Source organism: Actinoplanes sp. TFC3 (assembly GCF_001553785.1).
Taxonomy (GTDB): domain Bacteria; phylum Actinomycetota; class Actinomycetes; order Mycobacteriales; family Micromonosporaceae; genus Actinoplanes.
Genome location: NZ_LOJP01000002.1, coordinates 243534 through 257276 on the forward strand (window position 1 = coordinate 243534; position 13743 = coordinate 257276).

Consider the following 13743-nt stretch of genomic DNA (forward strand, 5'->3'; position numbering starts at 1 on the left):
GAGCAGGTTCATGTTCGGGCGGTAATGTGCCGCTCATGGCGAACCCGCTAACCCCTGACGTGCTCGTTGACCCCGTGGAACTCACCCGCGTCCTGGTCGACATCGAGTCCGTCTCGCGCGCAGAGAAGGTCATCGCCGACTGCGTGGAAGACGTCCTGCGGCAGACCCCGCACCTGAGTGTCGAGCGACACGGCAACACTGTGATGGCGCGCACCGATCTCGGCCGCGAGCAGCGCGTGGTGCTGGCCGGGCACCTCGACACCGTGCCCCTGAACGACAATTTTCCGTCCACCGTCGTTGACGACTTGATCTACGGCTGCGGCACCGCCGACATGAAGTCCGGGGTGGCGTTGGCCCTGCACATCGCGGCGACACTGCCCGATCCACGGTACGACCTGACGTTCCTGCTCTACGAGGCCGAGGAGATCGACTCGCAATTCAACGGGTTGCGGCTGGCCGGGGAGGCGCACCCGCAGTGGTTGCGCGCCGACTTCGCGGTGCTGCTGGAGCCCACGTACGGCGTGGTGGAGGCGGGCTGTCAGGGCACGATGAAGGCCACCGTACGCACCCACGGGCGCCGGGCCCACACCGCGCGCGCCTGGCGCGGGGTGAACGCCATCCACGCTGCGGGCGAGGTGCTGCGCCGGCTCGACGATTACCGTCCGCGCACGGTGACGATCGACGGGTGTACGTACCGTGAAGGCTTGAACGCCGTGAAGATCTCCGGCGGGGTGGCCGGCAACGTCGTCCCCGACGAGTGCGCCATCGAGGTCAACCTGCGCTTCGCGCCGGATCGCTCGGAGAAGGACGCGCTGGCCCACCTGCACGAGATCTTCAGCGGTTTCGACCTGGAAGTAACCGACTCGGCTCCCGGCGCGATGCCCGGACTGAAGGCGGCCCCGGCCCGCGACTTTCTCACGGCGGTCGGCGAGGAACCGGCGGCCAAACTGGGCTGGACGGACGTCTCACGCTTCGCGGCCCTGGGCATCCCGGCGCTCAATTACGGTCCCGGCGACCCACGGCTGGCGCACGCCCAGGACGAGCACGTCGAGATCGGCAAGATCCGCGACGGCGCCGCCACCCTGCACCGATGGCTGGCCGCCTACTAAGACGTGTCTCGTAAGTCGCGCTGAGGACCGTCCACCGACGTTCCACCCGCAGCCCTACTGGTTACGAAACGCCGTCGAGAACGGCATCGCACCCCTCAAACGTCATTGCGGTGTCGCTACTCGCTACGACTGTCAGCCGCCCGCTTCCAAGCGGTCCTGACCATCACCGTCATCGGCGAGTGGTTATGAAACACGCCTCAGCGTGGAACGGCAATGGATAAGGGATCATCCGGAGAATGCCGGGTGAGCCTCCCCCGCATCGCCCGGATGAGTACAGGGCCAGTCGGACCGGCAGTGACAGTTTCCGCTACTCCGGAGCCCGCGACTGATCATCGACCTCGTCCGGTCACTCCAGCGGGAGCGTCTTGATCCGACTCCGATTGCCATCCGATCCCCCGCCGCCCCGGCTATACGAGTCACGTCAGCCGCAAAAGAGATCGTATTCCGCAATGGGCTACAAAAGCGCCATTGGCCCTGACCCGCGCCCGGGGCGAAGGTGCGGAGCTGGGTCAATTTCGTTGCCAACGAACGTCAAATTAATTTGATGACAAACATTGCCCGGTGTCTGTCTAGTGACACCCGGAATTCGTTGACCGAAAGATGCTTTTATCGTTACGTTCGGCGCTCATTAAGTCATTGACGCATGCGCAGGCCACGGCGCGTGCGCCCCAACGGGAGGAATCGTCGTGATCAGAAACATGCGTGCATCGAGCGTCGCTGTCGCCCTGGCCGTCGCCTTGCTGTCGACCGGAGCGAGCGCCGTAGCCGCTTCACCGGCATCGGGTGCGGCACCGGCCGCTGCTCGACCGGGATTGGCGCCCGCCGGTGCGGGAGGCACGTACCTCGACCAGAAGGGCAACGTCCTGTCAATGCGTGGGGCCAACGCCGGCCCAGCAGGCAGCGCCCAGCTTCTTGGCTGCACACCGGGCAACGGAGCTGACAATCCGCACTACACGGCGCCTGACGTCTCGGGACATGGAACTTACGTCAAGGGATCGTGCACCAACAACACGGCCAAGGTCTTCAACTGCTTGTACGAGTTTTACACCGACAACACCTGGCGGCAGAAGGCGTGTTCGACCACGGTGACAGTGACGGCCGGCGGCGGATCTGGGAACAGGTCCAACGCCCGTCACGCTTGTGACTCGACCGGCCAGGCCATCTCCTGGCGCAATCACGAGGACGTGGACGTCATCGGCGAGATCGACACCGGCGACACTCCCTACAGGCAGGCCACCGTCAATTGCGTGGTGAACTAGCCGCACTGCCTGGTAATTGGCGGTCTATCATTCAGACGATGACACTGCAGCCCACTGACGAGCTCTCTGCTGCGGCGTGGCTGTACGCGACCGATGTCGGCCCGACGCGGTTGATCACGTTCGGGCCGGCCTCGTTTCCTGCGTACGCACGTCTTCGCTACCTACCCGATCCGATCCGTCCGGATATGCGCGAGTCGGACGTACGGCTGCCATATCTCCGACCCACCGAGATCGACATGGCCCGAACAGCATTGGAGGCCCTTGCCGACTACAGCTCCTCCACACGCGATTGCTATGTCTGCGTGTGGGCGGGCGGTGCGACGTTCCGGAATCCCGCACTGACCGGTAGGAACATGGTGGACCTGCAATACCGGCGTTACGTCCTGTTCACCGGCACCCTGGGGGACTTGGCGGGATGGAGTGACTTGTTCACCTCCGAGGTCCACTCAGCGCCGGCATTCGTCTGGCCGGCAGATCATGCGTGGTGTTTCGCCAGCGACGTCGACCCCCATTGGGCCGGCATCGGAGCAGACCGTGAGGTTGTCGACCGCCTCACGGCGGACAAGAACCTCGACGTCGCGCCTGCGAATCCGGCGGAGCGGCAGCCGACGTACTACTAGCTTGCGTTCTGACGTGCAGCCGGGAGAGCCCGACGTCTGGATCGTCGCGGACGCCGGCTACGACGGGCCCCGGCTGGCGTTACTACTGCAGGACCTGCCGGTGAAAGTCGTGGTCCGGGTGTGTTCGGATCGGATCCTGCCCCGTCGGGCGCCGCCACGCGGACCCGCCATGAGGGCCGCACGAAACGCCACTGCGGCGCGTTGGAGCTCAGACCTCGGGCCGCTTGATCTCCACGGTGGTCTCGGGATCGAAGGCCGGATCGGCCGGGGCCGGCGGCTGGGCCAGCGCCATGCGGCGTTCCTCGACCACCATGCGGATGCGCCGCTGCAGCCTGCGGTGGGCTTTCATGCGCTCATAGCGGGTCATCACGGTGGCTCCTTCGCCCTGATGCCCGGCCGGAGCCGGACGCCGTGCATGCCGTGCGGGGGTAGGTAACTCTACAGACGTCGCAGAGCTACCGTCCGTTGCTTCAATCTGGCAAAAACGCCGCGATGCCGCAATCCTCTTACCGAAACCCCACCGGATAGTTCACCGACCGTCGACCGTCCGCACTACCGTGGGTGCCATGACGGACAGCCCCGATGGACGCAATCCCAGAACACAGGAGCGTCATCGCGGCGCCGTCACTCTGCGCCGGGATTCCATCCCGCCCAGCACAGCGGACGAGAAACTGCTTGACTCGCACCACCGTGGCGAGTGGAAGACCAAGGATGCCTGGCGAGCTTTGCGCATCCTGTCGGAATTCGTGGAGGGCTTCGACACGCTGGCCGACCTGCCGCCAGCGGTGAGCGTATTCGGCTCGGCTCGCAGCACTCCTGACAGTCCGGAATGCGTCATGGCCGAGCAATTGGGCGCGGCCCTGGCCGAGGCGGGCTATGCGGTGATAACAGGCGGCGGCCCGGGCGTGATGGAAGCGGCGAACCGGGGAGCCACCGACGCGGGCGGAATGTCGGTGGGGCTGGGCATCGAACTCCCGTTCGAGCAGGGTCTCAACCGTTGGGTCGACATCGGCATCGACTTCCGATACTTCTTCGTCCGCAAGACCATGTTCGTCAAATATGCCCAGGCCTTTGTGGTGCTGCCGGGCGGCTTCGGCACCCTCGACGAACTGTTCGAGGCGATCACGCTGGTCCAGACCCGCAAGGTGACCCGGTTCCCGGTGATCCTCATGGGCGTCGAATACTGGGGTGGCCTGCTCGATTGGATCAAGCAGCGCCTGCTCACCGATGGAAAGGTGAGCCCGGACGACATGGAGCTGATCATGCTGACCGACGACGTCGAAGAGGCCGTGCACCACATCGTGGCGGCCGACAAAGCGCTGGCCAAGCTGGACGGTAACCACTGACGTGGCCGCCATTTGCGTTTTCTGCGCCTCCTCGAATCGCATCGGCGCCCAGCACCTGGACCTGGCAACAGCGCTGGGTAAAGCCCTAGGTCCCCGCGGCCATTCGCTGGTGTCGGGCGGCGGCTGCGTAGGCATGATGGGCGCAGTAGCCGATGGCGCCCGAGCCGGCGGCGCGCACACCCTGGGCATCATTCCGCAATCTTTGGTGGATCTGGAAGTAGCGGACACAGCATCGGACGACCTGGTGGTGACCTCCGATATGGGCGCCCGGAAAAACATCATGATCGAGCGCTCCGACGCTTTCATCACCCTGCCCGGCGGCCTGGGCACCCTCGACGAATTGTTCGAGGTCTGGACAACAGCCACCCTGGACCTGCACCGCAAGCCCATAGTGATCCTCGATCCCGAGGGCTTCTACACCGGCCTGTGGGAATGGCTGAACGACATAACCCAAACCCATTTCGTCCGTACGTCCGCACTGGCCCAAGTAGCCGTAGTCACCTCCATAGACGCGGCCCTCGACCACATCGAAGAGGCGCTGCGATGACAATGTCCGCCGCCGGCACGTAGAACGCTTCAACGCGGCGGCGACGTGCCGGAGTGGAATCCTCTACCGCAACGCCGTAGCCGCAGCCGCCTTCACCGCCGCGGTCAGCGCCTGCAACCCCACCGACTCCATCCGCCAGCACTGCCAATACAGCGGCACATCCAGGTGCCGCCCCGGCGCGATCTCCGCCAGGTCACCCAGCACCTGCTCAGGCACCATCCCCCAGCCCAGCCCCAGCTTGATCGCCTCCACAAACGCCGCCGCAGCCGGTATGTAATGCACCGGCGGGTCCCCGCCCCCTCCCGCCACCGCGGACTGGGTCGCCCCTGCCATCTCGGCCAGGAAGCGATGCTGCAGCCGATCCTTGCGGTTCAGCACAATCATCGGCGTTGTCGCATAGTCGGCGAACACCCCGGGCGCAGCCGCAGCCAGGTATCGCATCGAGCCAAGCTCCTCCACCCTGCACCCCTGCACGGGTACCCGCTGAGCAGTTACCGCCGCCATCACCGTCCCGGCGCGCAGCAGGTCGGCGGTGTAGTCCTGGTCGTCCTGATGCACGTCGAAGCTGACCCCCGGCACCGCAGTCAGGACCGGCAGGAACCACGTGTGCAGCGAGTCAGCGTTGACTACCAGCGAGATCCGGCCGCCCGTTGCCGTTCCGCGCGCGGCGTCGAGGGCTTCGCGCGACAGCAGAGCGATCTGGCTGGCCAGTCGTACCAACGCTTGACCTGCTTCTGTCGGCTCGGCCGGCTTCGTGCGCCGGACCAGAACCTGCCCTACGGCCTGCTCCAACGCCTTGATCCGTTGGCTGACCGCGGAGGGCGTGATGTGCAGGGCCCGCGCGGCCGCGTCGAAGCTGCCCTCGGTGATGACCGTCTCGAAGGTGGCAAGCTGCTGCGAGTCCATGAGAATTCCTAAAGGTCCTGAAGAATCTTTAGCTGGATTACAGCAGATCAGCCCCTTACCGTCGACTAGTGCTTGCCTCCACCCTCGCCGGCTTCGCCGCGTCTCTCGGCCTCATCGTCGCCATCGGCGCGCAGAACGCCTTCGTGCTGCGCCAGGGACTACGCCGCGAGCACGTGATCCCCGTCGTCGTGACCTGCGCCCTGTCCGACCTCCTGCTGATCACGGCAGGCATCGCCGGCCTCGGCGCTCTGGTGGCCGCGCGCCCCGCAATCGTCACGGTCATCAAGTGGGCCGGGGCCGTTTTCCTGATCTCGTACGCCGCCCTGGCCGCCAAACGGGCAATCAAGCCCTCCGCCCTGGCTCCCACCGACCGCGGCCCAGCCACGCTGCGCGCGACGCTGCTCACCTGCTTGGCGCTGACCTATCTCAACCCGCACGTCTATCTCGACACGGTGCTGCTGCTGGGTTCCGTCGCACAACAGCACTCCTACCGATGGCTGTTCGGCGCGGGAGCAGCGCTGGCCAGCATCGTCTGGTTCACGGTGCTCGGGCTGGGAGCCAGGCGCCTGGCTCCCGTCCTGTCCAAGCCGCTGGCCTGGCGCATCCTCGACGCCGCGATTGCCATCGTCATGGCCGCCCTCGGCATCGCCTTGATCGTCTAGCGCCGCAGCGGGAAATCGTCATGCCTCGCACGCTGGAACAATCGGCGTTCGGGGCGCTTCTCCAGATCTGACCGCGAACCCCCGGTCCACCCGATCAGGGCTCTGCGCACCATGACGAGGTTCACATGGACCACACTGCAGCTTGACCCTCGACCTTGTCGAGGCTCCAGGGTGTCGTGCTGTGGGGAGCGAAATGCGGACCATCGGCGAGATTTCCCGGGCGAGTGGCCTGGGCATCAGCGCACTGCGGTATTACGACCGCGCCGGTGTGCTGGTGCCCGCTGCCGTCGACCCGGCGACCGGATACCGCCTCTATGCGGAGACCCAGATCCTGGCCGCGCGCCTGGTCGCGGGTCTGCGGCGGGTGAGCATGCCGGTCGCCGACATCGGGCGGGCGGTGGCCGAGCTGCCCGACCCCGACGCGGTGCGCAAGATCCTCGACGAGCACCAGGTGCGGCTGGAGGACGGCCTGACCGAGGCCCGGCGTGAGCTCTCCCGGCTGCACCGTCTGCTGGCGGCCGGCCATCACCTGGAGGAGACCACCGTGACTCAGATCAACATGCCCGCCGAAGCCCTGGTTACCGCGCTGGATGCGGTGCGCTTCGCCGCGTCCACCGACCCCGCCCTGCCGATGATCAACGGCATTCTGCTCGAAGTCGAGCCGGAGACCATAACCCTGGTGGCCACCGACCGTTTCCGGCTTGCGGTCGCGGGTTCGCCGGCCCGAGTGACCGGCCCACCGGTACGGGTGGTCGCGCCGTTACCGTTCGCCGACGCGCTCCGCCCCCTGCTCACCGGTGATGTCGCGCTGGACGTCACGCCGGAGGCCATCACGGTGTCGACGCCGGCCGGACGCCTCGATGCCACGCCACTCACCGTTGACTTCCCCGATCACCGGCGCGTGATCAGCAACGACTCGCACCCGGCCCGGCGCATCTCCATCGACGCGCCCAGCCTGCGCACAGCGGTGTACGCCGCGGCCCCGGTGCGCCGTGAATACAACGGGATCTCGTTCGAGGTCACCATTTTGACCTTGGATCCGACCGGCACCCTGCGCACCCTGAACGAGACGGAATGGACCACCGACTCGCCGTCGCATGTAGCGGTCAACCGGGAGTTCCTGCTGCAGGCCCTCGATGCGGGCGGCCCGTGCCAGCTGGTGCTGGAGCTGGACGGTCCGATCAAGCCGCTGGCCATGCGCAGCACCGACAGGTTCTCTCTGCTCATGCCTGTCAAGCACTGAAAGGTTGACGCCGTGGATGACGAGGTTCGCGCTCTCAAAGCAGCTTGCACCGACACGTTCCTGGGCAACGGGCTGGGACGCTCACGCGACCTGCTGGCCACGATAGATCCGGATGCCGGCCAGGATGTCTACGGCGACGGCGGCGTGGTCAAGCAGCTCGAGGAACGCATCGCGGCACTGCTCGGCAAGCCGGCGGCGGTGTTCCTGCCCAGCGGGACCATGGCTCAAGCCGCGACGCTGCGAGTGCACGCCGATCGGCGGGGCACCCGGACCATCGCCTGGCATCCTTACTGCCATCTCGAGCGGCACGAGTCGCAGGCGCATCAGCGGCTGCACCAATTGGTGGGCCGGTCCACCGGCGACCTGAGCCGGCTCCTCGAGCTGAGCGACCTCGAAAAGATAGCCGAGCCACTCGCCGCCCTGGTGCTTGAACTGCCTCAGCGCGATCTGGGTGGCCAGCTTCCGTCATGGGAAGACCTGGCCGCGCAGACCGGCTGGGCCCGCGACCGCGGTGCGGCGGTGCACCTCGACGGCGCCCGCCTCTGGGAAGCCACCGCCGGCTACGAACGTTCCACCGCCGAGATCGCAGCGCTGTTCGACACGGTCTACGTGTCCTTCTACAAGGGAGTCGGCGCGCTGCCGGGCTGCTGCGTGGCCGGCCCCGAGCAAGACATCGCCCAGGTACGCGAGTGGCGCTCACGCCTGGGTGGCACCCTGTTCGCGCTGTGGCCGGCGGCTTCCTCGGCGCTTGCCCGGCTCGACGTGACGCTTGAGGAGATGCCCGCCCGCATGCGCCACGCTCGTGCCATCGCCGAGGCGCTGCAGTCCGTCCCCGAGGTTCGCGTGCTACCGGATCCTCCGCAGACCCCAATGATGCATCTGCTGTTCGCCACCAGCGCTGACGCCTTCCGCGCCACCAGTCGTCGCCTCGCCGAACAGACCGGCCTCTGGCTCTGGCCCACCGCGAGTCCCACCGCCGAACCCGGCTTCGTGGTCACCGAGCTGACCGTCGGCAGCGCGACCCTGCGCCACAAACCCGAGGCGATTGCCGAAATCCTCTCTAAGCTCTGCACATAGGTGATGCTGAATGGGGTAGATGTGCGCCCCAGCCCCGGGAGGCATGCATGTCGGTTGCGAATGGCGCATCGAGCAAGTCAGGAACGAACCCGGCCCGCTTGACCGGATTGATGCTGGCTGCGGCGGCAGTGTCGGCTGTCTCGGCGCTGCTGTACGGCTACGACACCGGCATCATCTCGGGTGCGCTGCTGCAGATTCGGCGGGACTTCGACACCGGCAGCGGCATGGAACAGGTCATCGCCGGGGCGATCCTGCTCGGCGCGGTCATCGGTGCGCTGGCCTCCAGCCGGTTGTCGGAGCGCTGGGGGCGGCGGCGAACGGTGCTGCTCATCTCGGGCGTCTTCGCGCTCGGTGCGGTGCTGGCCTCCGTGGCGCCGACCGCGGTACTGCTCGCGCTCGGTCGCGTGGTCCTCGGTTTTGCGGTCGGCGGCGCCACCCAGACCGTGCCCATGTACGTCGCCGAGCTCGCCCCGGCGAAACAGCGCGGCCGGCTGGTCCTGACCTTCCAGGTGGGCATCGGCGTCGGCATCGTGATCTCCACGCTGGTGGGTGCCAGTGAGGCCCTGTCCTGGCGGGTCTCGATCGGGCTCGCCGCGGTGCCGGCCGTCGTCATGCTCCTGCTCATGCTGCGGCTACCCGAGAGCCCGCGCTGGCTGGTCAAGCAGAACAGGCGCGACGAGGCCGAGCAGGCGTTGCGCCGCGTGCGCTCGGACAGCGCCCACCTCGACCGGGAGCTGGGCGAGATCCTCGACCTGGAAACGCAGGAGCGCGAGGTCAAGGCCAAGAACCGCGGGTGGTCCGGGCTGCGCCAGGCCTGGGTACGCCCCGCGCTGGTGGTCGGCTGCGGCATCGCGATCTTCACCCAGCTCAGCGGCATCGAGATGATCATCTACTACGCCCCCACGATCCTCACCGACAACGGCTTCTCCGAGTCCGCCGCGCTGCGGGTCAGCGTGGGGCTCGGCGTGACCTACCTGGTGATGATGATCGTCGGTCTGAGCATCGTCGACCGCGTCGGCCGGCGCCGCCTGACCCTGATCATGGTGCCCGGGGCCGCGCTCAGCCTGGCCGTGCTCGGCGCCCTGTTCGTCACCGGTCACAGCGGCCGCGGTAGCACCCCGTTCATCGTCACCTGCCTCATCGTCTTCATGTTCTTCAACGCCGGCGGCCTGCAACTGATGGGCTGGCTGACCGGCTCCGAGATCTACCCCTTGGCCGTACGCGCCGCTGGCACCAGCGTCCAAGCCGCCACCCTCTGGACCACCAACCTGCTCATCACCACCACGCTGCTGACCATCATCAACGCCATCGGCCCCGGCCCCACCATGTGGCTGTACGCCGCCTTCAACGTCGCCGCCTTCCTCTTCGTCTGGCGGCGCATGCCCGAGCTCACCGGCCGCAGCCTCGAACAAATCGAAACCCAGCTACACGAAGGCAACTTCAAACCAGCCGACTTCGCCCGAACCTGACCCACCCGGACCCGCTGCCGCTCAGGCGGCGTGGCCCGGTCGGGTAGGGCGCCGGGGTCGGAGCCGGTCAGGGTGGTGAGGGACTCGCCGGCGTCGATGTACACCAAGGTGGTGCACGTCGCCGTGGAGAGCGGCGGCGCTTGCCACCACTGCGCCACAGGAGTGCGCCACCACGATCGATGGTTCGCCGCTACTCAGGATTGACTGCAGGGCTTCGATATCCGGCGCCTACCCCACCCCCGGCGCCCTGGCTACGCTCGCCCCAGCGGTAGCCCGTGGCCTGCTCCAGGATCATCGCGCAACCGGTGAAACCCCCGCACAACCGCCGCCTGCGCCGCCTACGCCATCCTCCTGAGCAAGTTCAGCCACGAACACGAATTAGCCCAGCCACGACAACAGCAGAGCTAAATCTGCTGCAGCCAAACAAAGAAGAAAGCAACAGCAGGCACCGGCACCGCCAAGGCCCACCAGACCATCCCCCCCCGCAACCGCCCCACCAGACCATCCGCCCCCGCAACCGCCCCTCCCGCAACTGAGCCGTAAGCCCCCGATGAACCGCAGCGATCCCCACCAGCGCACCAACAGCAACCGCCGCAATAGGCAAGCTCACCAAGAAGTGCATCGCCCAAGCTCCCGCCCGCCCGGGACCACCCCACGAATGGTCGTACGGCCCGTGGTCCACGAACCCGTACAACACCCCCCGCAGCACGAACAGCAGCAGCAACCCCAAGGGAACCAGCGCCGCAATCCCGAGCAGCACACTCAGCCCCACATAAGCCAAAGCCACGGCGCCGCGCGGGGAACTCCGGCGGATCAGTGAAGAAGCGGTAATCGGAATCAAGGCGGCACCATAGCCGACGTCACGGACCGAACTCAGAACGCGAGAAGTCATGCGTCATAGCGTGGTCCGCCGAAGGTCCTTCGAGAATGGGGTTAACCACACCTTTCCTCGTCCGAGCGGGTCAGGCAGAACTCGTTGCCGGCCGGGTCCTGCAGCACCACCCACCCGCTTCCGTCGGCTCCCCGGTGGTCGGCCAGCACGCTCGCGCCCAGCCCCACCACGCGCGTGACCTCGGCATCGCGCTGGGCTCCGCGCGGTTGCAGGCACACGTGCACCCGGTTCTTCACCACTTTGGCCTCGGGCACCGCCTGGAAGAACAGCCGGGGGCCGGAGTCCGGCTCGATGACCGCATCGTCGTCGCCGGGGGCGCAGTCCGCGTGCACCGGGGCTCCGATGACGCTGCTCCAGAAGGTCGCCAAAGCGTACGGATCGGGGCAATCAAACGCTACATTGCGAATAAGGGAGACCATACGGGCCAGCTTGCCAGAGATCAGGTAACCGTCCGACAACAAGCTTGCACTGCTCCGGCAACAAGGCCGGTGTAGCGGTACACGCGCGGCTACGGTCGGTCCATGGAGTCCGGACGGCAGTATGAGCAGCTTGTGGCCGAGGCCGTGGGCGTATCGATCACGGGCTGGGAATTCGCCTGGCTGGATGGGCGCGCGGTGGGCTCGTACCCGTCGTGGGCCTTTCCCGAACTCGCCCGCCCGCTGCTGCGCCGCGCGTACAGTCTGCTCGACTTGGACACCGGCGGCGGTGAGCTGCTCGCCGAGTTGGCCCCGCTGCCGCCGCTGACGGTGGCGGTGGAAAGCTGGGCGCCGAACGTGCCGGTGGCGCGGGACCGGTTGACGCCGTTCGGGGTTTCGGTGGTCACCGAGCTGCCCGGCGGCGAGGACGTGTTCGACGTGGTGCTCAGCCGCCACGGCCGCCTGCCGGCCGAGGATCTGGCCCGCCTGCTCAAGCCGGGCGGCACGCTGCTGAGCCAGCAGGTGGGCAGCGACGACCTGGCCGACCTCAACGAGGTGCTCGGCGCGCCGCCGCCCTACCCGCGGGCTTGGACGGCGGAGACGGCGACTGCAGCGCTGCGGACAGCGGGTTTGAGCGTGACAGAGGTACGAGAAGAGCGCATCCCCCTCACCTTCCACGACATCGGCGCCGTGATCTATCAGCTCCGCGCGGTTCCGTGGCAGATCCGCGACTTCAGCGTCGAGAAGTACGACCGGGCCCTGCGCCGCCTGCACGCCATCATCAACACGCAGGGCCACTTCACCGCCACCGCCCACCGGTTCCTGGTCGAGGCCACCCGCGAGCCGGCCGAACCGGAGCTGGCCGGGGCCATCAATCCAGGAACGCTCCGCAGGACATATTGATCGCGGCCCCGGTCAGCGTCCGCGCCCAGTCGGAGGCCGCGAACACCGCCACATTGCCCACATCTTCCAGCGTTGCCGTGCGCCCCAGCAACGTCTGACCGACCAGGTCCGCCTCGATGGCCGCACGCCCGGCAAAATCCTGCGGAATGGCTTCCGGTACGCCGCTGGTCCGCAAGGTGATGACGCGAATGCCGAAGCGCCCGAGTTCCGCGGCGAGTTGCCGGCGCATGGACTCGCCCCAACCCTGCCGCCGGGAAGGCGTGCGGTGAGTACCAACGAGCAGCCACCCCGGCACGTCGCTCAGAAAGAGGCTAAATCTTTTTGCTTCTTTCGGCGATCACATCTGCGGCGGTCTCGCGAAGACTGTCCAGGTGCGCGATCACCGATTCGACTGGGGCGGTAACCAACCCCGCCGCCTGACCCGCCGCGACAAGATCCAGCTCGCGGTCCTCATCCTGCTGCTGCTCGGCCTCCTGGGTGTCCTTGCGGTCGGCGTGTCCGGACTGGGGCGCTGAGAGGTGAATGCGATGGAGCCGAACAGTGGATCAGTACCGGATAATCACCCATCAAACTGTGCCCGTGACGAATCGGATGCGGTGGTGGAACCGGCTCGGCATCGGCCCCCGGGCAGGGCTCGTCGCCGCCGCCCTCATTCTGCCCTGCTGCGGCGGCTTGTGGGTCATCGGTGCGGTGGCCGGCGATGACAAACCCGCGGGAACGCTGAGCGCTGTCGACAATGTCCACGCGGCCACCGGAACGAAATCCCCGGCCGCAGCACCGCTCGCCTCCGCCCTGGCAGCAATCCCGGCAGCGGGCGAAGGAAACGCGAGCCCGCAAGCAAGCGACAAAATCCCAAGCCAAGAACCGGTGATGACGAAACGCACGATCACCGAGAAGAAAGCGATCCCCTACAAGAAGCGGCAAGTCGACGATGACTCCCTGCCGAAGGGCGAACGCGAGAAACGCACGACCGGGATCAAGGGCGAGAAGACGCTGACGTACGAGGTCACGCTCGTCGACGGCCGCGAGCAGAGCCGCGAACTGGTCGGCTCCGAGGTCACCCGCAAGCCGGTCAGCGAAGTTGTGGCCGTGGGAACCTACGAAGAACCGGACGGCGGCGACGGCAATTGCACGCCGGGCTATGACCCGTGCGTGCCGGTCGCCAGCGACGTCGACTGTGCCGGCGGCAGCGGCAACGGCCCGGCCTACGTGGACGGCCCGATCACCGTGACCGGCAGCGACCCCTACGAGCTGGACCGCGACGGAGACGGCATCGCCTGCGACACGTAGAAAG

Annotated in this window: 16 protein-coding genes; 12 read left to right on the forward strand and 4 right to left on the reverse strand. The window is 67.0% G+C overall.

The window, feature by feature from the left end; translation table 11 throughout:
* Positions 1-35 precede the first annotated feature (35 nt).
* From dapE to TFC3_RS38865, 3 genes are all read left to right on the forward strand, one after another.
* Positions 36-1109 carry a succinyl-diaminopimelate desuccinylase gene (dapE, locus tag TFC3_RS28120; RefSeq protein ID WP_067508138.1) on the forward strand — a complete coding sequence of 358 codons (1074 nt, stop codon included), beginning with the start codon at positions 36-38 and terminating at the stop codon, positions 1107-1109.
* A gap of 686 nt (positions 1110-1795) precedes the next feature.
* Complete coding sequence (locus tag TFC3_RS38860) at positions 1796-2368, forward strand: hypothetical protein (RefSeq protein ID WP_201787282.1); 573 nt, start codon at positions 1796-1798, stop codon at positions 2366-2368.
* A 38-nt stretch (positions 2369-2406) separates the two neighbouring features.
* Positions 2407-2988, forward strand: a complete 582-nt coding sequence (locus TFC3_RS38865; RefSeq protein WP_201787283.1) for a hypothetical protein — start codon at positions 2407-2409, stop codon at positions 2986-2988.
* Between the two features lie 208 nt (positions 2989-3196).
* Here the strand turns inward: TFC3_RS38865 and TFC3_RS38605 are convergent, their stop codons facing one another.
* Positions 3197-3358 (reverse strand): hypothetical protein, encoded by a 162-nt coding sequence (locus tag TFC3_RS38605; protein ID WP_236718618.1) that lies wholly within the window; start codon positions 3356-3358, stop codon positions 3197-3199.
* Positions 3359-3554: 196 nt separating this feature from the next.
* Between TFC3_RS38605 and TFC3_RS28135 the strand changes: the two genes are divergently transcribed.
* Positions 3555-4334 carry a TIGR00730 family Rossman fold protein gene (locus TFC3_RS28135; protein ID WP_067509763.1) on the forward strand — a complete coding sequence of 260 codons (780 nt, stop codon included), beginning with the start codon at positions 3555-3557 and terminating at the stop codon, positions 4332-4334.
* 1 nt (position 4335) lies between these two features.
* Positions 4336-4881: a TIGR00730 family Rossman fold protein gene (locus TFC3_RS28140; protein WP_067508140.1), complete on the forward strand. Its 546-nt coding sequence runs from the start codon at positions 4336-4338 to the stop codon at positions 4879-4881.
* A gap of 63 nt (positions 4882-4944) precedes the next feature.
* Here TFC3_RS28140 and TFC3_RS28145 read toward each other — a convergent pair whose 3' ends face one another.
* On the reverse strand, positions 4945-5787 hold the full coding sequence (locus TFC3_RS28145) for a LysR family transcriptional regulator ArgP (RefSeq protein WP_067508142.1): 843 nt from the start codon (positions 5785-5787) through the stop codon (positions 4945-4947).
* Positions 5788-5855: 68 nt separating this feature from the next.
* Between TFC3_RS28145 and TFC3_RS28150 the strand changes: the two genes are divergently transcribed.
* The 4 genes from TFC3_RS28150 (at position 5856) to TFC3_RS28165 (ending at position 10238) form a co-directional block, all read left to right on the forward strand.
* On the forward strand, positions 5856-6449 hold the full coding sequence (locus TFC3_RS28150) for a LysE/ArgO family amino acid transporter (RefSeq protein WP_067508144.1): 594 nt from the start codon (positions 5856-5858) through the stop codon (positions 6447-6449).
* A gap of 193 nt (positions 6450-6642) precedes the next feature.
* Entirely contained in the window at positions 6643-7692 is a 1050-nt protein-coding gene (locus TFC3_RS28155; RefSeq protein ID WP_067508146.1) for a MerR family DNA-binding transcriptional regulator, read from the forward strand.
* A gap of 12 nt (positions 7693-7704) precedes the next feature.
* Entirely contained in the window at positions 7705-8769 is a 1065-nt protein-coding gene (locus TFC3_RS28160) for a low specificity L-threonine aldolase (RefSeq protein ID WP_067508148.1), read from the forward strand.
* 47 nt (positions 8770-8816) lie between these two features.
* Complete coding sequence (locus tag TFC3_RS28165) at positions 8817-10238, forward strand: sugar porter family MFS transporter (RefSeq protein WP_082772563.1); 1422 nt, start codon at positions 8817-8819, stop codon at positions 10236-10238.
* A gap of 933 nt (positions 10239-11171) precedes the next feature.
* Here the strand turns inward: TFC3_RS28165 and TFC3_RS28170 are convergent.
* Complete coding sequence (locus tag TFC3_RS28170; protein WP_067509765.1) at positions 11172-11549, reverse strand: VOC family protein; 378 nt, start codon at positions 11547-11549, stop codon at positions 11172-11174.
* Positions 11550-11651: 102 nt separating this feature from the next.
* On the opposite strand from TFC3_RS28170, the gene TFC3_RS28175 reads away from it, so the two are divergent.
* Positions 11652-12449 carry a class I SAM-dependent methyltransferase gene (locus TFC3_RS28175; protein WP_067508151.1) on the forward strand — a complete coding sequence of 266 codons (798 nt, stop codon included), beginning with the start codon at positions 11652-11654 and terminating at the stop codon, positions 12447-12449.
* Here the strand turns inward: TFC3_RS28175 and TFC3_RS28180 are convergent.
* Positions 12418-12678: an SDR family oxidoreductase gene (locus TFC3_RS28180; RefSeq protein ID WP_067508153.1), complete on the reverse strand. Its 261-nt coding sequence runs from the start codon at positions 12676-12678 to the stop codon at positions 12418-12420. The genes TFC3_RS28175 and TFC3_RS28180 overlap by 32 nt on opposite strands.
* Positions 12679-12820: 142 nt before the next feature.
* On the opposite strand from TFC3_RS28180, the gene TFC3_RS38255 reads away from it, so the two are divergent.
* Together TFC3_RS38255 and TFC3_RS36330 are read left to right on the forward strand one after the other, a co-directional pair.
* Positions 12821-12964, forward strand: coding sequence for a hypothetical protein (locus tag TFC3_RS38255; protein ID WP_161952688.1), 144 nt, complete (start codon positions 12821-12823; stop codon positions 12962-12964).
* 64 nt (positions 12965-13028) lie between these two features.
* The gene (locus tag TFC3_RS36330; protein WP_236718494.1) at positions 13029-13739 is read left to right on the forward strand and encodes a G5 domain-containing protein; all 711 of its coding nucleotides are present in this window, start codon (positions 13029-13031) and stop codon (positions 13737-13739) included.
* The last annotated feature ends 4 nt before the right edge of the window (positions 13740-13743 follow it).

What these genes read in the sequence shown, in the direction of transcription:
- dapE (WP_067508138.1), top strand. Translation starts at nt 36, where the DNA reads ATGGCGAACCCGCTAACCCCTGACGTGCTCGTTGACCCCGTGGAACTC.
- TFC3_RS38865 (WP_201787283.1), top strand. Translation starts at nt 2,407, where the DNA reads ATGACACTGCAGCCCACTGACGAGCTCTCTGCTGCGGCGTGGCTGTAC.
- TFC3_RS28135 (WP_067509763.1), top strand. Translation starts at nt 3,555, where the DNA reads ATGACGGACAGCCCCGATGGACGCAATCCCAGAACACAGGAGCGTCAT.
- TFC3_RS28145 (WP_067508142.1), bottom strand. Translation starts at nt 5,787, where the DNA reads ATGGACTCGCAGCAGCTTGCCACCTTCGAGACGGTCATCACCGAGGGC.
- TFC3_RS28155 (WP_067508146.1), top strand. Translation starts at nt 6,643, where the DNA reads ATGCGGACCATCGGCGAGATTTCCCGGGCGAGTGGCCTGGGCATCAGC.
- TFC3_RS28165 (WP_082772563.1), top strand. Translation starts at nt 8,817, where the DNA reads ATGTCGGTTGCGAATGGCGCATCGAGCAAGTCAGGAACGAACCCGGCC.
- TFC3_RS28170 (WP_067509765.1), bottom strand. Translation starts at nt 11,549, where the DNA reads ATGGTCTCCCTTATTCGCAATGTAGCGTTTGATTGCCCCGATCCGTAC.
- TFC3_RS28175 (WP_067508151.1), top strand. Translation starts at nt 11,652, where the DNA reads ATGGAGTCCGGACGGCAGTATGAGCAGCTTGTGGCCGAGGCCGTGGGC.
- TFC3_RS28180 (WP_067508153.1), bottom strand. Translation starts at nt 12,678, where the DNA reads ATGCGCCGGCAACTCGCCGCGGAACTCGGGCGCTTCGGCATTCGCGTC.